Raw genomic sequence first — 21845 nt, 5'->3', positions numbered from 1 at the left:
ACTGGCTTCGCCGCCGATCGTAGAAGCACGCGAGCTGTACTTTTTCCTAAAGGACAAGAAGATTCGCTGCCGCTGACCAGCCGCGGACGGCATTGTCTGGGGATTTCCCGCGATCGGCCGCGGGAGAATCCGGGCCAGGCCGCGGATTCCCGGCGGCTCAGGCCGAGACGGCCAGTTCCGTCAGCCGTTTGCTGTCGGGTTTGCCGTTGCCGTTGAGCGGAAAGCGCTCGACGACGACCATCCGGTCGGGCAGTTCGTAAGCGGCCAGCACCGCGCCGGCCACCGCGCGCCAGTGGTCCAGTCCCCGGTTCTCGTCGTCCTCGACGAACGAGATCAGCTCGGCGCCCTTGCGCTCGCAGGGGATCGCGACGATCTTGGCCACGCACCCCGCTTCCGCCATCCGCCGCTCGATCATCTCCGGGTACAGCGTGTACCCGAGCCGGTGGACGGCGCGTTTGCGCCCGAGGACGGTCAGGTTCCCGTCCTCCGCCAGCCTGCCGAGGTCCCCGGTGGGGAACCAGCCCCGGTCCGCCGGTTCGATCTCGCCGTCGGCGTCCAGGTACCCGGTCATCACGTCCGGGGTGTGCACCAGCACCTCGCCCACCTCGCCGGGTGCCACGCCGTCGCCCCGCTCGTCCACCACCGCCAGCCGCACGCCCTCGACCGCCCGCCCGCAGGTGCGCGGGTTGTCCAGCGTCGCGAACGCGACGTTGCCCAGCTCGGTGCTGCCGTAGCTGTCGAGCAGGAAGTGGCCGGTCTCCGCGCGGCAGCGGTCCACCAGGCCCGGATCCAGCGGGGCGGCGCCGACGCACAGCATCCGCGCCCCGGCGAGCACCCGCGTCAGCGCCGGACGGCGCCGGGCGATGTTGAGCATGCTGCGGTAGGTCGCCGGGGTGGCGTCGAACACCGTCGCCCCGCACAGGCCGGCCATGCCCAACGCGTGGTCGAGCCGCCGGTAGGGCACCACCGCCAGGGAACACCGGGCGAGCCAGGCGATGAGCACCAGCGACAGGCCGTACTGGTGGGAAAACGGCAGCAGCGGCACGAGCACGTCGGTCTCGACGTGCCCGACCTGGTCGATGTTGCGGCGCAGGTTCGCCAGGAACGAGCCGCCGGTCTTGACGATCGCCTTCGCCGTGCCGGTCGACCCGGAGGAGAACATGACCAGGCCGTCGGGCAGCTCGCACCACGGCCCGACGTCCAGGTCCGCGGCGGTCGCGGAGCGGCCCGCGGCGCCCAGCTGGAGTTCGTAGATCGTCGAGCACGGAACGGACAGGTCCGGCAGGAGCGTTTCCTCTCCGCTGAGGCAGAACGTGACCCGCGCTTGCGCGATCAGGCGTTCGGTAGCCGCGGCACTCTCCCGGCAGTCGGCGAGCACGATCGACGCGCCCAGATGCATCAACGCGAGAAGCGCGGTCACGTAGCCCGCCGAGTTCTCGGCTTTCAGCAGCACCCGGTCGGACCGGCGCACCCCGCGCTCGGACAGTCCGGCGGCCATCCGGACCGCGTCGGCTTCCCATTCCGCGAGCGTGCGAACACTGTCCGGACCGCACATCTTCGCCATGACCATCCCCTTCGTCCGCCTTCCGGGGCGCCGCGGCGCCCCGGCGTCCAGAGTCCGCCGTCCCGGCCAGGAAAACCCCAGAACCCGGCAGCGGCACGGGAAAGCGCCCGGCACTAGTAATTTTCCGGGCTTGCCCGTGGGACAAAGGCAGGACCCAGCTCGGAACCCACCGCCACCACGCGGAAAGGCAGCGCCCATGGACTCGCCCCGCCGGCCGATCCTTTTCGTCAGCTCCCCGGAAAGCGGACTGCTCAACCCGCTGCTGATCCTCGCCGCCGAGCTGTCCGGGCGCGGGGTCGAGGACCTCTGGTTCGCCACCGACGAGCCCCGCCGCACCGAAATCGAGCAGCTCGGAGCCGGCACGCCGGTGGAATTCGCCGCGCTCGGCGAGGTAGTGCCGGAGATGTCCGCGGTGACCTGGGACGACGAGACCTACCGCGCGGTGACCCAGCCTTCCCGGTTCAAGGCCCACCGCGAGGTCCTCCGGCGCACGGTGGACCCGAACCTGTGGGTGGGCAAGTACCGCGCGCTCGAAAGCGCGGCCGACAAGATCCAGCCCGCGCTGATGGTGATCGAGAGCCTCAGCCTGTTCGCCGTCGAGCTGGCGATCACCCGGAAGATCCCGTTCATCCTGAGCGTTCCGTTCATGCCCAGCAACGTGCTGACTTCGCACACCCCGTTCTCGAAGAGCTACACGCCGGCGAGCTTCCCGGTGCCGCATTCGGGACTGCCGTACCGGATGACCCCGGCGCAGCAGCTCGAAAACCGGCTCTTCAAACTGCGCACGCTGGCCATGTTCCTGAATCCCAGGATGACGAAGGTGGTCAAGCAGAACGGCCCGATCCGCGCCCGGCTCGGGATCTCCCCCGAGGCACGCGGGCAGATGGCCCGGATCGACGCCGCCGAAACCGTTCTCGTCTACTCGGTCCCGGAGCTGGACTACCCGTTCCCGGTGCCGGACAAGATGCGGCTGGTGGGCGCGATGGTGCCGGAGCTGCCCCAGGCCCCGGACGACCGCCGGGTCGCCGGCTGGCTCGACGACCGCGATTCGGTGGTCTACATGGCCTTCGGCACGATCACCCGGCTGACCCCGGACCAGGTCCGCGGGCTGGTCGAGGTCGCCCGCCGGCTCGAGGGCCGCCACCAGGTCCTCTGGAAGCTGCCGGACGGCCAGCAGAAGTTCCTGCCGCCGGAAGCCGAGCGACCGGCCAACCTGCGGGTGGAGAGCTGGCTGCCGTCGCAGCTCGACGTACTGGCCCATCCCAGCGTCAAGGTGTTCTTCACCCACGCGGGCGGGAACGGCTACCACGAAGGACTCTATTTCGGCAAGCCGCTGGTGGTGCGCCCGCTGTGGGTGGACTGCCACGACCAGGCCGTCCGGGGCGCGGACTTCGGCGTCAGCCTCACCCTCGACCGGCCCGCGACGATCGACCCGGACGACGTGGTGGACAAGCTCACCCGGGTCCTCGAAACCGATTCGTTCCGCGAGCGCGCCGAGTACTTCGCCGCGCGGCAACGGGAAGCGGGCGGGCGCCGCGCCGCGGCCGACGCCGTTCTCGCCTCCCCCGCCCTGCACTGACCGGCCCGAAGAACGGGGAGACGATGACGATCCGCTACCCGGTTTCCCAGCCCTGGCTCGAAGGACGGGAACTGGACTACGTGACCCAGACCGTCCGCGACGGCTGGTTGTCCTCGCAAGGCCCGTTCGTGGGCCGGTTCGAGCAGGCGTTCGCCGACTACAACGGGATCGCGCACGGCGTCGCCTGTTCGTCCGGGACCACGGCGCTCACCCTCGCGCTGCGTGCGCTCGGCATCGGGCCCGGCGACGAAGTGATCGTGCCGGAGTTCACCATGATCGCCTCGGCGTGGGCGGTCACCTACACCGGAGCCACCCCGGTCTTCGTCGACTGCGGGGACGACCTGAACATCGACGCGTCGCTGATCGAAGAGAAAATCACGCCGCGCACGAAGGCGATCATGCCGGTCCACGTCTACGGGCGGCGCTGCGACATGGACGCCGTGCTGAACCTTGCCTACGAGTACAACCTGCGCGTGGTCGAGGATTCGGCCGAGGCGCACGGCGTCCGCCCGATCGGCGACATCGCCTGTTTCTCGCTCTTCGGCAACAAGATCATCACCTCCGGCGAGGGCGGGATCTGCCTCACCGGCGACGCGCGCCTGGCCGCTCAGCTCAAGCACCTGCGCGGGATGGCCTTCGATCCCGGGCACACCTTCCTGCACAAGAAGGTCGGTTACAACTTCCGCATGACGAGCATGCAGGCCGCCGTCGCGCTGGCGCAGACCGAACGGCTCGACGAGATCCTCGCCCGGCGGCGCGACATCGAGAAACGCTACGACGACGGGCTCGCCGGGATCAGCGGGATCACTCTGATGCCTGCCCGGGACGTGCTGTGGATGTACGACCTGCGGGCCGAACGCCGCGACGAGCTGCGCGCGTTCCTCGCCGAGGCGGGGATCGAGACCAGGCTGTTCTTCAAGCCGATGAGCAGGCAGCCCGGCTACCTCGACGCCGGCTGGCCCTCGCTGAAGGCCAGCGTCTTCAGCGAGGACGGGCTGTATCTGCCGACCTACACCGGGCTCGCCGAAGCCGACCAGATCTTCATCGCCGGCAAGGTCCGCGAGTTCTACGCCGCGGCCTGAGACTCCTCCGACGAACCAGGGAATGCGGGCATGACAAGCACTGAGCCGAACACCGTCGATTTTCCGGGCCGCCGGGCGGGCTGTCCCTTCCCTCCGCCGGAGTACGACGGCCTCCGGTCGCGTCCGGGGCTGGTCAAGGCCGCGGTCGGCGGTGCCGGAGTCTGGCTGGTTTCCCGGCACGAGGACGTCCGCGCCGTGCTCACCGACCCGCGGATCAGTTCCGATCCGTCGCACGCCGGGTTCCCGAGCTTCGGCCGCACCGGCGGGGTGCCCGGCCGGGACCAGGTGCCGGGATGGTTCGTCGGGATGGACCCGCCCGAGCACGGCCGGTTCCGCAAGACGCTGGTCCCGGAGTTCACCGTGCGCAAGATCCGGGAGCTGCAGCCGGCGATCCAGCGCGTGGTCGACGGGCGGATCGACGCCATGCTCGCGGCCGGGAACACCGCCGACCTGGTGGCCGACTTCGCGCTGCCGGTGCCGTCCCTGGTGATCACCGCGCTGCTCGGGGTCCCCTACGCCGATCACGAGTTCTTCGAGGCCAAGACCCGGGTGCTGGTCAGCTTCGCCTCGACCGACGACGAGCGGGAAGCCGCGGGCAAGCAGATCCTGCGCTACCTCACCCGCCTCGTCGCGCTCAAGCGGCGACGACCCGGCGACGACCTGCTCAGCAGGTTGCTCGCCGCGGGGACGCTGACGCCCCAGGAGCTGTCCGGGGTGGCGATGCTGCTGCTGATCGCCGGCCACGAGACCACGGCCAACAACATTTCCCTCGGCGTGGTCACGCTGCTGGCGAACCCGGAATGGATCGGCGACGAACGGATCGTCGAGGAACTCCTGCGGCTGCACTCGGTCGCCGATCTGGTCTCGCTGCGCGTGGCGGTCGAGGACGTGCCGATCGGCGGCCAGCTCATCAAGGCGGGCGACGGCATCATCCCGCTGATCGCCGCCGCGAACCACGACAGCGGCGCGTTCGGCTGCCCGGCGCGGTTCGACCCCGCCCGGACCGCCCGCCATCACGTGGCGTTCGGGTACGGCGTGCACCAGTGCCTCGGCCAGAACCTGGTCCGGGCCGAGATGGGGACCGCTTACCGGACGCTGTTCGAACGGATCCCGGGTCTCGAGCTGGCCACGCCGGCGGACGAGCTGCCGTTCAAGTACGACGGGGTGCTGTTCGGGCTGCACGCGCTGCCGGTCAGGTGGTGAGCGGCGGCTGTACCGGCTGCTGGCGGGCACGGGAACCCTCGGCGTTCGACGCGCGGGAGCAAGGTTTTCTTGCTCCCGCGCGGCATTGTGTCCGCGCTCGGCGCCGGACCGTCCGGCCTTCGGCTGACCGACGACGGCCCGCACCGCGGGCGGACGGCGGCAACGCCTCGCCGCGATGCCAGGGAATCAAGCCGGGCTGCCCGATCCCGCTGGCTGTCCATAAAGGACGACCGGATCGGCGGACCGCCCGGTTCCGCATCGCGGGACTGTGTCCGCAGGTCCGTGAGGGCCACCTGCACGGACTCCGATTCCCCATGCCAGGAACTTGAGCCGCGTCGCCCCAGGCTCGCTGCTTCGTCCACAAAGGACATCACCGGCGCTGAAATGCCGGATTGATGCCCATGCGACGGTATCTTCACGTCCGTGAGGGGAACCCTGACGGACTCTGATTCCCTCAGGGTTCCCCTCACGGACCTCACACCCGTTCTTACTGCCACCGGTCAGCGCGCCAGGACCCCGTCGGCGAGCCAGTCCTCCAGCACCGCGGCGGTGAGCGCCGAATCCTCCTTGGCGAGGGAGAAGTGGTCGGCGTCGATGGTCCGCACCGCGTCCGCGGGCACCGGGCTCTCGCCGGACGCGGCGGCGGCTTCGGCGCCGGCCAGCGGAACCGCGCACCGCACGAGCAGGGTCGGCGCGGTCGTCGGCGGGAGTTCCAGCGCGGTCATCATGCTGAACCAGTGGCTCATCGCCGACAGCCGCGCGCTGGTCGGGGTCACCGGGCTCGACTCCGCTCCGGTCAGGTAGGTCCGGGCGATCGCGTCGAAGTCGACGCTTTCGCCGCTGCGGTGGCGCATGCTGAGGGTGTCGAGCATGACCACCGCGTCCGGCCGGATTCCCCAGGTGCTCTCGAGCACGCCGGCGACGGAGACGGCGAGCGCGCCGGCCGAGGAGTGTCCGAAGAGGACGAACGGCTTGCCGTCGCTGGCGTTGAGCGCGCATTCGGCGATCACTCTCGACGCCGCCGCGGCGGTGGCCGGCAGGCTCTCCCCCGGCGCGAACCCGATCAGCGGGAGCGCCGACATCGTGCGCTTGCCGCGGAATTGGGCCGCGAGGCGCGCGTACTGGTGGACCCCGCCGTTGACCACCGGCGAGCTGATGCCGATCAGCATCGGCTCCGCGGCTCCTTCGGACAGGGTCACCGGGAGCGGCAGCTCGTCCAGTTCCGCGGGTGTCTCGAAGGTCGGCCGGAGCGCGGCGACGGCCTTGAGCAGGCCCATGCCCTGCGGCTCCTGGCGTCGCTCCAGCGCTCCGAAGAACAGCTTCGCCACGGTGTCGCCGGAGTCCCGCGACGCCGGTTCGCCGACGCGGCCGGGCGCGGCCTCGACGGTGTCCGCCAATTCGCCGAGCAGCCATTTCGCCAGCTGGGCAGGAGTCTTGCTGTCGAACACCACGGTGGAAGGCAGGCGCAGACCGGCCGTCTCGGCGAGCTTGTTGCGCAGTTCCACCGCGATCAGCGAGTCGAAGCCGGATTCGAGGAACGGCCGGCCGGGGTCGAGCGCGGCCGGGTCCCGGAGCCCAAGCAGCGCCGCGGCGTAGTCCACCACCAGTGCCCGGACGAGGTCCTCCCGCTCCGCGGGGCCGAGGCCGCGAAGACGGTCCCGCAGCGTCGCCGCCGAGACGCTCGCGGCGCCGGCCGCGGCCGCCCGGCGGCCGGTCCGGACCAAGCCGCGCAGGAGCGCGGGAACCTCGGTCCGGCCGCCGAGCCGGGAAGCGTCCACTCGCACTCCGACGATCAGCGGTTCGTCGGAGGTGATCGCGGTGTCGAACATCGCCAGTCCCTGCCGGGTCCCGATGGGCGGCAGCCCGGCCGACGAGATCCGCTTGACGTCGTTGCCGGTGAGCGCGCCGGTCATCTCGCTCGCCTGCTCCCACAGTCCCCACGCCAGCGAGGTCGCAGGCAGCCCCCGCGCCCGCCGGTGCTGGGCGAGCGCGTCGAGGAAGACGTTCGCGGCGGCGTAGTTGGCCTGCCCGGGGGCTCCGGTCACCCCGGACACCGACGAGAACAGGACGAACGCGGCGAGCGGCATCCTCGCGGTCAGCTCGTGCAGGTGCCACGCGGCATCGACCTTGGGCCGCAGGACGGCGTCGAGCCGGTCCGGGGTCAAGGAGGCCACGACACCGTCGTCCAGGACGCCGGCCGTGTGCACCACCGCGGTCAGCGGATGCGCCGCCAGCACCGACCCGAGCAAGTCCGCGAGCGCGGCGCGATCGGCGGTGTCGCAGGCGGCGACGGTGACGTCGGCGCCCAGCGCGGCGAGTTCGGCCCGCAGCTCCGGTGCGCCCGGCGCGTCCGGACCGCGACGGGACGCCAGCAGCAGGTGCCGCACGCCCCGCTCGGCGACGAGGTGCCGGGCGAGCCGGCCGCCCAGCACCCCGGTGCCGCCGGTGATCAGGACCGTGCCGTCGGGACGCCACGCGGGCGGGACGGCGAGGACGATCTTGCCGATGTGCTTGGCCAGGCTCATCCGGCGGAACGCCTCGGGCGCCCGCCGCACGTCCCAGCCCGTCACCGGCAGCGCCCGCAGCGCGCCGGCGTCGAACAGCCGCAGCAGCTCGTGCAGCATCTCCTGGATGCGTTCCACCGGAACCGTGCCGAGGTCGAATGCCCGGTAGTCCGCGCCTGCTACGTCGGTGCGGATGTCGGTCTTGCCCATCTCGAGGAAGCGGCCGCCCGGCGCGAGCACCCGCAGCGACGCGTCGACGAATTCGCCGGCGAGGGCGTTGAGCACGACGTCGACGCCGCGTCCGCCGGTCGTGGCGAGGAAACGCTGCTCGAACTCGGTCGTCCGCGAAGACGCGATGTGGTCGTCGGCGACGCCGAGGGCACGCAGTTCGCCCCACTTGGCTTCGCTGGCCGTGGCGAACACTTCCGCGCCGAGGTGGTGGGCCAGCTGGATCGCCGCCATGCCGACGCCGCCGGCGCCGGCGTGGATCAGCACGGTCTCGCCGCGGCGCAGCCGCGCCAGGTCGACGAACGCGTGGTACGCGGTCAGGAACACCAGCGCGACCGACGCGGCCCGTTCGTCCGGCCAGCCGTCGGGCACCGGTGCGAGACAGCGCTCGTCGGCGACGGCCACCGGCCCGAACCCGCCGTCGATCATGCCCAGAACCCGGTCTCCGGGCCGGAATTCGGTTGCCTCGGGCCCGACCTCGGACACCACGCCGGCCGCCTCGGCGCCCATCAGGCCGTCGCGGCCCGGGTACATGCCGAGGGCCTTGAGCACGTCCCGGAAGTTCACCCCGGCGGCCCGCACCCGGATCCGGACCTGCCGCCCGGACAGCGGTTCCGCGACCTCCGGGGCGGGCAGCAGGCTCAACGCGTCCAGGCTGCCCCGGTGGCTGGTGCCGAGCCGCCACGGCGCGTCGCCGGCGGGCGGCAGCAGGCCGTCGCCGTCCGCGAGCCGCGCCAGCCGTCCGGCCCTGACCCGGCCGCGGCGCACGAGGACCTGCGACTCGCCCTCGGCGAACAGCCCGGCGAGGGCGGGCACGACCGCGGCGGACTCCGGTTCGCCGTCGAGGTCGGCGAGCAGGAACCGCCCGGGGTTCTCGGTCTGCGCCGACCGGACCAGGCCCCACACCGCCGCAGCGGCGAGATCGGCGACGTCGCCGCCGTCGGCCGCCGCGCCCCGGGTCGCCACGAGCATCCGCGAGCCGGCGAACCGTTCCTCGCCGAGGAAGCCCTGGATCTGTTCGAGCGCCCGCGCGGTCAGGGAACGCACCGCGTCCGGGCCGCCCGGCCGGTCTCCCACGACCGGCAGCAGGAACACGTCCGGCACGGGACCGGACGCGCCGGCGGGGGAATCGGCGAACCCCGCGAGCACGTCCCCGGCGAGGCTGACCGCGGGGGCAAGGCCGAACACGTCGCCGCCGAGCATCGTCCAGCGGGTGGCGGACGGAGCGGGAACCGGGATCTCGGCCCAGTCCACCCGGAACAACGACCGCTGTTCGCCGCCCGGGCCGGCGGCCAGTCCCGCCGACACCGAGCGCAGGACCAGGGACTCCGCCGAAAGCACCGGTGCGCCGTCGACGTCGGCCGCGTCGATCGACACTGTGTCGGCGCCGATGCCGGTCAGGCGCACGCGCAGCGTCGAAGCGCCGCTGGCGTGCAGCGACACCCCGTTCCACGCGAACGGCAGCAGGCTTTTGCCCGCGCCGCCGGGGTCCACGAACGACACCGCGTGCAGCGCCGCGTCCAGCAGCACCGGATGGATCCCGAACAGACCGGCGTCGGCGGCCGGCGCGGGCAGGGCGACTTCGGCGTAGACCGCGGCCTCGTCCCGCCAAACGGCGCGCAGGCCCTGGAACGCCGGGCCGAAGGCGAGCCGGTCGTAGAAGCCGTCGAGGTCGACCGCGTCCGCGCCCGGCGGCGGCCACTGGCTCGCGTCGAACTCCGCGGCCCGGCCGCCCGGAGCCAGCAGCCCGGTCGCGTGGCACGTCCACTCGTGCTCCGGCGGCGCGTCCGCCGGACGGGAGAAGATCCGCAGCTCGCGGCTGCCGGTTTCGTCGGGTGCGGCGACCCGTACCTGGACGGCCGCCGCCTCGTCGCCGGCCAGCACCAGCGGGACGGCGAGCGTCAGCTCGGCCACGCGGTCGCAGCCGGCCTGGTCGCCCGCGCGGACGGCGAGTTCCAGGAACCCGGTGCCGGGGAACAGCACCCTGCCCCCGGCCACGTGGTCGGCCAGCCACGGGTGGGTCGCCGTCGACAGGCGGCCGGTCAGCAGCACGCCGTCCGATCCGGCCAGCGACACCGCCGAACCGAGCAGCGGGTGGTCCGCCGGGAGCTGTCCGAGACCGGCCGGGTCGGCCCGCACCGGGGCGGTCCGCGGCCAGTACCGCTCGTGCTGGAAGGCGTAGGTCGGCAGGTCCGCCCGGCGGGCCCCGGTCGCGGCGAACACCGTCGACCAGTCGGCTTCCACGCCGCGGACGAAGACCTCCGCGAGCGAGGTGAGGAACCGGCGCAGGCCGCCGTCGTCCCGGCGCAGCGTCCCGGCGACCACCGCCGGGACGCCGGCCTCGTCGACCGTCTCGTGGATGCTGCCGGTCAGCACCGGATGGGAGCTCACCTCGACGAACGCCTGATGCCCCTGGCCGAGCAGCGCGCGGACGGCCGGCTCGAAGCCGACGGCCTCGCGCAGGTTGCGGTACCAGTACCCGGCGTCCAGCGCGGCGGTGTCCAGCCAGTCGCCGGTCACCGTCGAGAAGAACGGGATTTCGGACTCCCGCGCGGCGACGCCGGCGAGTTCGCGGCGCACTTCCCCCTCGAGCAGCTCGACCTGGGCCGAGTGGGACGCGTAGTCCACCGCGATCCGGCGCACGCGGACTTCCTCGGCGGTCAGTTCGGCCAGGAACGCGTCGAGCGCCTCCGGCGCACCGGACACCACCACGGATTTCGGCCCGTTGACCGCCGCGAGGGAGAGATCGCGGCCCGCCAGCCGCCTTTCGACGTCGGCTGCCGGGAGCGCGACCGACGCCATCCCCCCGCGCCCGGCCAGAGACCGGCTGATCGCCTTGCCGCGCACGGCAACCACCCGCGCACCGTCCTCAATGGACAGTGCGCCGGACACCACGGCCGCGGCGATCTCGCCCTGCGAGTGCCCCACCACGGCGTCCGGCACCACCCCGTGGTGGCTCCAGAGTGCCGCCAGAGACACCATGATCGCCCAGGAGGCGGGCTGGACCACGTCGACCCGGTCCAGCGCCGGAGCCCCGTCCGCGCCGCGAAGCACCTCGAGCAGCGACCAGTCGACATGCTCGGCGAGCGCGGCGGCGCACTCGCCGAGAAGTTCGGCGAACACCGGCGATTCCTCGGCCAGCCGGGCGCCCATGCCCGCCCACTGCGACCCCTGCCCGGGGAAGACGAAGACGGTGCGGCCCTCGATGTCGGCCAGCCCGGTGACCGCGGCGGGCTCTTCGCCGGTCAGCCCGGTCAGCCCGGACAGCAGTTCCTCGCGGGACTCCCCCAGCACCACCGCGCGCCGGTCGAAGACCGACCGGGTGGTGGCGAGCGAAAGGCCGACGTCGGCGGGCGCGCGACCGCCCGCGACGGACAGCAGGCGGCGCGCCTGTGCGCGCAAGGCCGCGGCGCTCTTGGCGGAGACGACCCACGGCAGCACCCCGGAGGGCGCCGGTCCGGCCGGTTCCGGCGGTTCGGCCGGCGCGGGCGCCTGTTCGAGGATCACGTGCGCGTTGGTGCCGCTGATGCCGAACGACGACACCCCCGCCCGGCGCGGACGGCCGACCGCGGGCCATTCCGTCCGCTCGGTCAGCAGCGACACCGCTCCCGCGGACCAGTCGACGCGGGTGGAGGGCTCGGTCACGTGCAGCGTTTCGGGCAGGATCCCGTGCCGCAGCGCCAGCACCATTTTGATGACCCCGGCGACCCCCGCCGCGGCCTGGGTGTGCCCCAGATTCGACTTGATCCCGCCCAGCCACAACGGAATCTCCCGATCCTGGCCATAGGCCGCCAGCACTGCCTGCGCCTCGATCGGGTCCCCCAGCACCGTTCCGGTCCCGTGCGCCTCCACCGCGTCGACATCGGCGGCCGACAAGCCGGCACTCGCCAGCGCCTGCCGGATCACCCGCTGCTGCGCCGGGCCGTTCGGCGCCGTCAGCCCGTTCGACGCACCGTCCTGATTCACCGCCGAACCCCGCACCACCGCCAGCACCCGATGCCCGTTGCGCTCGGCGTCGGAAAGCTTCTCCACCACCAGCATCCCGACGCCTTCGGACCAGCCGGTGCCGTCCGCGTCATCGGAAAACGCCTTGCACCGGCCATCCGGAGCCAACCCGCCCTGCCGCGTGAAACCCGCGAAACCCAGCGCAGTGGACATCACCGTCACGCCAGCGGCCAACGCCAGGGTGCACTCGCCGGCACGCAATGCCTGCGCGGCGAGATGCAGGGCGACCAACGACGACGAACACGCCGTGTCGACCGTGACGGCCGGCCCCTCGAAACCGAAGGCGTAGGAAATCCGGCCGGAGACGACACTCGCCGCGAGCCCGGTGCCGGCGTGGCCCTCCACGTCTTCGCCCGAGGCGAGCACGAGATTCGCGTAGTCCTGGCCGTTCGTGCCGACGAACACGCCGGTCCGGCTGCCGCGGAGGGTCCGCGGGTCGATCCCGGTGCGTTCGACGGCCTCCCACGAGGTCTCCAGCAGGAGCCGCTGCTGCGGATCCATCGCCAGCGCCTCCCGCGGCGAAATGCCGAAGAACCCGGCGTCGAAACCCGCCACGTCGTCGAGAAAACCGCCCTCGGCGGTCGCGCTGCGGCCGTGGCCGTCGCCGGCCAGCACGCCGAGGTCCCAGCCCCGGTCGCCGGGGAACCCGGTGATGCCGTCCGCCCCGGACGCCACCAGCTCCCACAGCTCTTCGGGCGAGCCGACGCCGCCGGGGAACCGGCAGGCCATCCCGACGATCGCGACGGGTTCCCGGCGGCCCGACTCGGCCTCCTCCAGGCGCTGGCGGGTCTGGTGCAGATCGGCGGTGACCCACTTCAGGTAGTCGACGAGTTTCTGGTCGTCCGGCATCGTGGTTGAACCTTCCTGTCCGTGGCCTCGGGTCACCGCTCGTTCAGCCTGCCGAGTTCCCGGTCGATGAAGTCGAAGACCTCGTCGGTGCTGGCCGACTGGATCCGCTCGGCGACCTCGGGCGTGCCCGGCTCGGCCGACGGGCCGTTCCACGCGGCCGCGAGGCGCCGCAGCCGCAGGGCGATCCCGCCCCGGGCGAGTTCGTCGGGTTCGCCCTCGGCGAGCGCGGCTTCGAACCGGTCGAGTGCGGCGAGCAGGGACGAGCCGGCCCCGGCGGGGCGGTCGGCGAGCAGTTCGGCACGGAGGTGCTCGGCGAGCACCTCCGGCGTGGGGTAATCGAAGGCCAGCGTCGCGGGCAGGCGCAGGCCGGTCGCGATCGTCAGCCGGTTGCGGAGTTCGACCGCGGTCAGCGAGTCGAACCCGAGTTCGCGGAATTCGCGGGCGGCGCCGACGGTTTCGGGCGAACTGTGCGCGAGCACCGCGGCCGCCGCGCCGCGCACCAGGTCGAGCAGGTGGCGCTGCCGGTCGCCCTCGCGCATTTCGGCGAGCTGCCGGGCGAAGCTGTCCGCCGACACCTCGGCAGCGGCGGCCGCGGTGCGCCGCGGCGTCTTCACCAGGCTCCGCAGCACGGCCGGCACCGCGCCCTCGACCCGCATCGAGCCGGTGCCCAGCGCGAGCGGCACCAGCAGCGGCTCGCGCGAACCGGTGGCCCGGTCGAACAACGCCAGGCCTTGTTCCACCGGCAGCTGCGGGAGACCGGTGCCCGCCATCCGGCGCAGCGACGCATCGCTCAGCGCGCTGGTCATGCCGCTGTCGCGCGCCCAGGGGCCCCACGCCAGCGAAGTGGCCGCCAGGCCCTGGCGGACCCGGAACTGGGCCAGCGCGTCGAGGAAGGCGTTGCCTGCCGCGTAGTTGCCCTGGCCCGGGCTGCCCATCACCCCGGCGACCGACGAGAACAGGACGAACGCCGCGAGATCGCTGTGCTCGGTCAGTTCGTGGAGGTGCCAGGCTCCGTCGGCCTTCGGCCGGGCGACCCGGGCGAGCCGGTCCGGATCGAGCGAGCCGAGTACCCCGTCGTCGAGCACGCCGGCGGTGTGCACGACCGCGGTCAGCGGATGCTCGGGAGGGACCGAGCCGAGCAGGTTGGCGACGGCGTCGCGATCTCCGACGTCGCAAGCCGCGATGGTCGCTTCGGCGCCGAGAGCGGCCAGTTCCGCGCGCAGTTCGTCCGCACCGGGGGCGTCCGGGCCCTGGCGGCTTGCCAGCAGCACGTGCCGGGCGCCGCGCTCGGCGACGACGTGCCGGGCGAGGTGCCGGCCGAGGCCGCCGGTGCCGCCGGTGATCAGCACCGTCCCGGCGGGATCCCACTCCCGGCCGCCGGTTTCGGCGGGCGCGAGCCGCAGCCGTCCCACGCGGACGACGCCGTCCCGGACGACCGCCTGCGTTTCGGCGTCGGCCAGCAGGCCGGGAAGCCGCGGAACCGCGACGGCCGAAGCGTCTTCGCCGTCCAGGTCGGCGATCAGGATCGAGCCCGGGTTCTCGAGCTGGGCGGCGCGCAGTAGCCCCCACGCCGGGGCCGCGGCGAGATCCGTCACGGTGTCCCCGGCCGCGTTCCGCGTCACGAACAGCAGCCGTGCCTCGGCGAACCGCTCGTCCGATGCCCAGTCCTGCAGCACTTCCAGGACCCGCGAGGTCGTCGCGTGCGCGGCGGCGGGCACGTCGCCGCCCTCGGCGCCGGCGACCGGGACGAGCACGAAATCCGGCACGGCGTCCCCGGCCAGCTCCGCGAATGTGCGGCCGGAGAACACGACGGCGCATCCGGCGGCCTTCACCGCCGCAGTCAGGCCGAGATGGTCGGCGCCCAGCACGGCCCACTTCGCGGCCGGTTCCGCCGGCTCCGGTTCGGCTGCGACCGGAGTCCAGTCCAGCCGGAACAACGACCCGGCCGGCGCGGCCGGAGGAGCGGGTTCCGCGGCGCTGACCGGTCGCAGCCGAACCGACTCGGCCGACAGCACGAGCGCGCCTGCGGCGTCCGCCGCGACCACGGAGACAGTGTCCGCGGCGGTGGCGGTCAGCCGGACCCGCAAGGTCGACGCGGCGGCCGCGTGCAGCGTCAGCCCGGTCCACGACACCGGGTCGAGCCCGGTCCCGGCCTGGCCCGGACCGGCGCAGTCCGCCGCCTGCACGGCGGCGTCGAGCAGCACGGGGTGCACGCCGAACGCGGCGGCGTCTTCGACGCCGTCCGGCAGGGCGACGTCGGCGAACACGTCGCTGCCGCGCCGCCACACCGCGCGAAGACCGCAGTCGTCCACGTCAAGATCGAGCTGGACCGCTTCCGCAGGCGGCCAGGGTTCGCCGCCGAACGCGGCGCCCGGCGCAGTTTCGGCGGCGAGGCTTCCGGTCGCGCGCAAGACCCAGTCGGCGTCGGGAGACGAGGCGGCACGCGAGTGCACCGTCAGCGCGCGGCACCCGGTGTCGTCCGGTTCGCCTGCCCACACCTGCAGGGCAACGGCGTCCTCCGCGTCGAACACCAGCGGGGAGACGACGGTCAGGTCCTCGATCCGGCCGCAGCCGACCTGGTCCGCCGCGCGGAAAGCCAGTTCGGCGAATCCGGCCGAGGGAAAGACCACCGCGCCGTCGACGACGTGCCCGGCGAGCCACGGCAGCCCGGCGGCCGAAAGCAGGCCGGTCAGCAGCACTCCCTTCGAGCCCGCCACCGCGGTCGCCGCGCCGAGCAGCGGATGGCCGGCCGCGAGCAGGCCCAGCCCGGCCGCGTCCGCGGGCGCCGCGAGGGTGGGCCAGTAGCGTTCGTGCTGGAACGGGTAGGTCGGCAGATCGGCGAAGGCAGCCGAGGCGGGGAGGAACGCGGTCCAGTCGACCTCGACCCCGATCACGTGCAGTTCGGCGAGCGCACCCGCCAGAGCGGCTTCCTCGCCGCGCCCGTCGCGCAGCGCCGGGAGCACGACCGTCCCGGCCGGGTCCACCAGATCGAGCGCCAGCCCCGCCAGCACCCCGCCCGGACCGAGTTCGAGGATCGCGTCCGAGCCGTCCTCGGCCAGCGCCCGCACCCCGTCGGCGAACCGCACCGGCTCCCGCACGTGCCGGACCCAGTACTCCGGCGAGCACAGCTCCCCGGCCTCGGCGGGCCGTCCGGTCACGTTCGACACCACGGTAAGCCGCGGCTCTTCGAACGACAATCCGGCGATCGCCTCGGCGAACTCCGCCAGCATCGGATCCATCAACGGCGAATGGAAAGCGTGCGACACCGCCAGCCGCTTGGTCTTGCGGCCCTGCTCGGCCAACTGCCCGGCGATGGCGAGCACCGTGTCCTTCTCCCCCGACAGAACCACCGTGTCGGGACCGTTCACCGCCGCGATCGACACCGCAGGCTCTTTACCGGCCAGCAACGGCAGCACTTCCGCTTCGGCCGCGCGAACCGACACCATCGCCCCCTCACCCGCGGGCAGCGCCTGCATCAGCCGCGCCCGCGCGAGAACCAGGGCGCACGCGTCGGCCAGCGACAGCACCCCGGCGACGTGCGCCGCCGCGACCTCGCCGATCGAATGCCCGGCGACCCGTGCCGGGCGGATCCCCAGGGATTCGGCCAACCGGAACAAGGCCACCTCGATCGCGAACAACGCGCGCTGCGCGTGCTCGGTCCGGTTCAGCGCCTCCTCGTCAGAGCCCCACACCACCTCGCGCAGCGAACGGTCCGCCCCCCGGTCCAGCTCGGCGGCCGCCGCGTCGAACGCGTCCGAGAACACCGGAAACCGCTCGTACAGTTCCCGGCCCATCCCCAGCCGCTGGCTGCCCTGGCCGGAGAACACCACCGCCGCCGAGCGTTCCCCGGCCACGCCGGCCGTCTGGGAAAGCCCGTCTCCCGCACCGGTCAGCACCACCGCGCGATGCTCGAACAACGCCCGGCCGTGCACCAGCGCACTGCCCACCTCGGCCGCCGCGACACCGGGATTGCGCTCCGCGAACGACTTCAGCCTGCGAAGCTGCTCGTCCAGCGCGGCCGCCGACTTCGCCGACACCGGCCACGGCACCACCTCCGGCCGCCGTCCGGCCGGAACCCGCCGCGCTGCCGGTGGTGCCTGTTCCACGATCACGTGCGCGTTGGTCCCGCTCAGCCCGAACGACGACACCCCCGCCCGGCGCGGACGGCCCGTCTCCGGCCACGGAGTCCGTTCCGTCAGCAGCGACACCGCGCCCGCGGACCAGTCCACATGCGACGACGGCTGGGTGACGTGCAGCGTCCGCGGCAGCATCCCGTGCCGCAGCGCCAGCACCATTTTGATGACCCCGGCGACCCCCGCCGCGGCCTGGGTGTGCCCCAGATTCGACTTGATCCCGCCCAGCCACAACGGAATCTCCCGATCCTGACCGTAGGCCGCGATGATCGCCTGCGCCTCGATCGGGTCCCCCAGCGCCGTCCCGGTCCCGTGCGCCTCCACCGCGTCGACGTCCGAAGCGGACAGTCCCGCGTTCGCCAGCGCCTGGCCGATCACCCGCTGCTGCGCCGGGCCGTTCGGCGCCGTCAGCCCGTTCGACGCACCGTCCTGATTCACCGCCGAACCCCGCACCACCGCCAGCACCCGGTGCCCGTTGCGCTCGGCGTCGGCGAGGCGCTCGACGACCAGAACTCCCGCGCCTTCGGACCAGCCGGTGCCGTCCGCGTCATCGGAAAACGCCTTGCACCGGCCATCCGGAGCCAACCCGCCCTGCCGCGTGAAACCCGCGAAACCCAGCGCAGTGGACATCACCGTCACCCCACCGGCCAACGCCAGCGAACACTCGCCGGACCGCAACGCCTGGGCGGCCCAGTGCAACGCGACCAGCGACGACGAACACGCCGTGTCGACCGTGACGGCCGGCCCCTCGAAACCGAAGGCGTAGGAAACCCGGCCGGACACCGCACTCGCCGCCAGGCCGGTGCTGGCGTGGCCCTCCACGTCCTCGCGCGACCGCATCACCAGGTTCGCGTAGTCCTGGCCGTTGGTCCCGACGAACACCCCGGTCGCGCTGCCGCGCAACGCCGACGGATCGATTCCCGCCCGCTCGACCGCCTCCCAGGACGTCTCCAGCATCAGGCGCTGCTGCGGATCCATCGCCAGCGCCTCCCGCGGCGAGATGCCGAAGAACCCGGCGTCGAAACCCGCCACGTCGTCGAGAAACCCGCCGTGCCCGGTCGCGCTGGTCCCCCGGCCGTCGCCGGCGAGCGCGGCCAGGTCCCAGCCGCGGTCCGCCGGGAACTCCGACATCGCGTCGCGTCCCTCGTCGACCAGCTCCCACAGGTCCTCCGGCGAAGCGACCCCGCCGGGGAAGCGGCAGGCCATGCCGACGATCGCGATCGGCTCGTCGGCGCCGCCGCGGGCGGCCTCGGGGAGTTCGGCGATTTCGGCGGCGCGGCCGGAGAGCCGCCCCGCCAGATGGGCGGCGAGCGCGGCGGGCGTCGGATAGTCGAAGACGAGGGTGGCGGGCAGCCGCAGACCGGTGGCGGCGGCGATCCGGTTGCGGACCTCGATCGCGGTCAGGGAATCGAACCCGAGGTCGCGAAACGTCGCCTCGGCGCCGACGGCCGTCGCCGAGGCATGGCCGAGGACAGCGGCGGCGTCCGCGCGGACGGTCTCCAGCAGCAGTCCGGCGCGGTCGGCTTCGGGGAGTTTTTCCAGTTGCTCGCGGAGCCGGGACGCGGCGGAACCGGCGTCGGCGGACCGCGCCGCGGCGGTCTGGATGCGCTGAGCTTCCGGCAGTTCCGCGAGCAGCGGGTTCGGCCGCAGGCTCAGCAGCGCGGCGAGCAGCGCGGTGTTCCGCAGATCGGCGATCACCGCGGTCGCCGGCGATTCGGCGACGACCTGGCCGAACGCGGCCAGCGCCGTTCCGGGCTCCAGCACCGGCATGCCGGCCCGGCGAGTGCGCTCCGCTGCCTTCGCGTCGTCCGCCATGCCGCCGCCTGACCAGGCCGCCCACGCGATCGACGTGGCCGCCAGCCCGTCGGCCCGGCGACGTTCGGCCAGCGCGTCGAGCACCGCGTTGGCGGCCGCGTAGTTGCCCTGCCCGGGGTTGCCGACCGCGCCGGCGACGGAGGAGAACAGCGCGAAGACCTCCAGTCCGAGGTCACGGGTCAGCTCGTCGAGGACCAGCGCCCCGGCCGCCTTCGCGCGGAACACCGCGTCGAACCGGTCCGGAGTCAGTCCGTCGAGCACGCCGTCGTCGAGAACGCCCGCGGCGTGCACGACTCCGGTCAGCGGCAGTTCCGCGGGAAGACCGGCCAGGACCGCGGCCACCGCCTCCCGATCGGACACGTCGCACGCGGACACCGTCGCCTTGCTGCCCAGGGCCGTCAGCTCGTCGCGCAACTGCACCGCGCCCGGCGCGGCCTCGCCGTGCCGGCTCAGCAGCACCAGATGCGGAGCGCCTTTCGCCGCCAAATCACGCGCGACGCGGGCGCCGAGCGCACCCGTGCCGCCGGTGATCAAGACTGTGCCGGTCGGCGTCCACGCCCGGGCCGCGTCTCCCGCGGGCGCGGGAACCACGCGCCGGCCGAAGGTCCCGGAAGCCCGCACCGCGACCTGGTCCTCGACGACCTCCGCCTGGTCGAGCACCCCGGCGAACCGGCGTGCCGCGCGCTCGTCGAGAACTTCGGGCAGGTCGACCAGTCCGCCCCACAGCCGCGGGTACTCCAGGGCGGCCACGCGCCCCAGCCCCCACACCGCGGCCTGGCCGACATCGAGAACACGATCCGCGCGCCCCGTCGACACCGCACCGCGCGTCACCGCCCAGACCGGGCCAGCCGCCCCCTCGTCGCTCAATGCCTGCACCAGTTCCGCGGTGGCCGAGGCGCCGGGCTCAGCGAAGGCGAGCAGAGACACCACCCCGGCGAAGCCGCCGAAGTTCCGGTCCCGCACCATCCGCGCCAGCCCGGCCCGGTCCGTCGCGTCGACGTCGAGCCGGACCGCCGTGGAGCCCAGTGCTTCGACCACCGCGGCGGCCCAGGCGTCTCCAGCGAGCCGTTGCGGGACAACGACAAGCCAGCTCCGGTGCGGGCCGGTCCCCCGGAATCCGGTCAGCGGCACCCAGCTTTCCCGATAGCGCAAAGCGTCCACAGTGGACATTTCCTGCCGCTGGCGGCGCCAGGAGGCCAGCGCGGGCAGCACCTCGCCGAGCGCGCGGGCGTCGACACCGAGATCCGCGGCAAGCCCGTCCAGATCTTCGCGTTCGACGGCGTTCCAGAACCGCGTGTCCCCCGCGGTCCGCGCGGGCTCGGCCAGGGCGAACTCGCCGCCCTCGGGCCAGAACCGCTCGTGCTGGAACGCGTAGGTCGGCAGGCCGACCCGGCGCGCGGCCGTCCCGGCGTAGAACGCCGCCCAGTCGACGACGACCCCCGCGACGTGCAGCCGCGCCAACGCCGAGACCACCGAAGACAGCTCGCCGCGATTCTTGCGCAGGGCCGGCACCGCGGCCACAGCCGCCCCGCGCTCGCCGACGATGTCCTGCACCATCGCCGAAGCCACGCCGTCCGGGCCGAGTTCGAGGAAGGCGCGCACCCCGGCGGCGCGGGCGGCCTCGACCCCGTCGGCGAACCGGACCGGCTCGCGCACGTGCCGCACCCAGTACTCCGGCGAGCAGACCAGGTCCGCGCCCGCGATCTCGCCGGTGAGGTTGGAGATCAGCGGAACGGACGGCGCGCCGAACGCCAAGCCCCGGACGACCTCGGCGAATTCGGCGAGCATCGGGTCCATCCGCGGCGAATGGAAAGCGTGCGACACCGCGAGCTTCTTCGTCTTGCGCCCCAGCGCCGCGAACTTCGCCGCGATCCCGTCGACCGCGCCGGCGTCGCCGGACACGACCACCGAGTCCGGTCCGTTCACCGCCGCGAGCGAGACCGCGCCGGTGAGCAGCGGCAGCACCTCGGCCTCGGCGGCCTGCACGGACGTCATCGCCCCGCCGCCGGGCAGGGCCTGCATCAGCCGGGCCCGGGCCGCCACCAGAGCGCACGCGTCGGCCAGCGACAGCACCCCGGCGACGTGCGCCGCGGCGATCTCGCCGACCGAATGGCCGGTCACGAAGTCCGGGACGACGCCCCAAGCCTCGGCCAGCCGGTACAACGCGACCTCGACCGCGAACAACGCCGGTTGCGCGTACCCGGTTTCGTCCAGCAGCGCGGCGTCGGCGGTCCCGGGCTCGGCGAAGAGGACGTCGCGGACCGGTGCGTCCCACTGCGCCAGGACCGCGTCCAGCGCTTCGGCGAAAACCGGGAACGCGGCGGCCAGTTCCCGGCCCATCCCCGCGCGTTGCGCTCCCTGGCCGGAGAAGACCACGCACAGCTTCGTGCGCCCGCTGACCTGTCCTTCGATCAGGCCGGGCGCGGCGGCGCCGGCGGTCCAGGCGGCCAGCAACGCGCGCAAAGCGTCCGGATCGTCGGCGGTCACGGCCAGCCGGTGCTCGAAGGCCGCCCGGGTCGTGGCGAGGGAAAAGGCCACGTCGGCGGAACGGAGCCCGGGTTCGCGGCCGAGGGCGGCGAGCAAAGCGCCGGCCTGGTCCCGCAGCGCGGCCGGGGTCTTGCCGGAAAGGAGCCAGGGCACGACGGCCGGCAGCGGGCCGGGGTCCGGCTCGGCTTCCGGTTCCGGCGCCTGTTCGAGAACAGCGTGCGCGTTGGTGCCGCTGACCCCGAACGACGACACCGCGGCCCGGCGGGGACGGCCGGTCTCCGGCCACGCGCGCCGTTCGGTGAGCAGCTCCACCCCGGCGCCCGGCCAGTCCACATGGGACGACGGCCGGTCGGCGTGCAGGGTTTCGGGCAGCAGGCCGTGCCGCAGCGCCAGCAC

The 21845-nt window shown here is 73.3% G+C and carries 4 protein-coding genes and 2 pseudogenes; 3 read left to right on the top strand and 3 right to left on the bottom strand.

Annotated features, from left to right (window positions below):
- Positions 1-157: 157 nt before the first annotated feature.
- A complete protein-coding gene (locus tag ACFSVL_RS11180; RefSeq protein WP_378303155.1) occupies positions 158-1564 on the bottom strand; it encodes a class I adenylate-forming enzyme family protein in 1407 nt (468 codons plus the stop codon).
- A 196-nt stretch (positions 1565-1760) separates the two neighbouring features.
- Between ACFSVL_RS11180 and ACFSVL_RS11175 the strand changes: the two genes are divergently transcribed.
- The 3 genes from ACFSVL_RS11175 to ACFSVL_RS11165 are packed head-to-tail and all read left to right on the top strand — an operon-like array spanning position 1761 to position 5428.
- Positions 1761-3143: a glycosyltransferase gene (locus ACFSVL_RS11175; protein ID WP_378303154.1), complete on the top strand. Its 1383-nt coding sequence runs from the start codon at positions 1761-1763 to the stop codon at positions 3141-3143.
- Between the two features lie 23 nt (positions 3144-3166).
- A complete protein-coding gene (locus tag ACFSVL_RS11170; protein WP_378303152.1) occupies positions 3167-4225 on the top strand; it encodes a DegT/DnrJ/EryC1/StrS family aminotransferase in 1059 nt (352 codons plus the stop codon).
- A gap of 30 nt (positions 4226-4255) precedes the next feature.
- Positions 4256-5428, top strand: a complete 1173-nt coding sequence (locus ACFSVL_RS11165) for a cytochrome P450 (protein ID WP_378303150.1) — start codon at positions 4256-4258, stop codon at positions 5426-5428.
- A 500-nt stretch (positions 5429-5928) separates the two neighbouring features.
- On the opposite strand, the pseudogene ACFSVL_RS11160 reads toward ACFSVL_RS11165, so the two are convergent.
- Together ACFSVL_RS11160 and ACFSVL_RS11150 are read right to left on the bottom strand one after the other, a co-directional pair.
- Positions 5929-12975 (bottom strand): annotated as a pseudogene (locus tag ACFSVL_RS11160) (SDR family NAD(P)-dependent oxidoreductase); the annotation flags it as partial.
- A gap of 71 nt (positions 12976-13046) precedes the next feature.
- Positions 13047-21833: pseudogene (locus ACFSVL_RS11150) on the bottom strand (SDR family NAD(P)-dependent oxidoreductase); the annotation flags it as partial.
- Positions 21834-21845 lie beyond the last annotated feature (12 nt).

Source organism: Amycolatopsis silviterrae (assembly GCF_042684085.1).
Classification (GTDB): domain Bacteria; phylum Actinomycetota; class Actinomycetes; order Mycobacteriales; family Pseudonocardiaceae; genus Amycolatopsis; species Amycolatopsis silviterrae.
Note: the sequence above shows the minus strand (reverse complement) of the source record. Positions and strands in the feature narration are given on the sequence as shown.

Excerpts from the sequence above, each read along its gene's own strand:
- ACFSVL_RS11180 (WP_378303155.1), bottom strand. The coding sequence starts at position 1,564 with ATGGCGAAGATGTGCGGTCCGGACAGTGTTCGCACGCTCGCGGAATGG.
- ACFSVL_RS11175 (WP_378303154.1), top strand. The coding sequence starts at position 1,761 with ATGGACTCGCCCCGCCGGCCGATCCTTTTCGTCAGCTCCCCGGAAAGC.
- ACFSVL_RS11170 (WP_378303152.1), top strand. The coding sequence starts at position 3,167 with ATGACGATCCGCTACCCGGTTTCCCAGCCCTGGCTCGAAGGACGGGAA.
- ACFSVL_RS11165 (WP_378303150.1), top strand. The coding sequence starts at position 4,256 with ATGACAAGCACTGAGCCGAACACCGTCGATTTTCCGGGCCGCCGGGCG.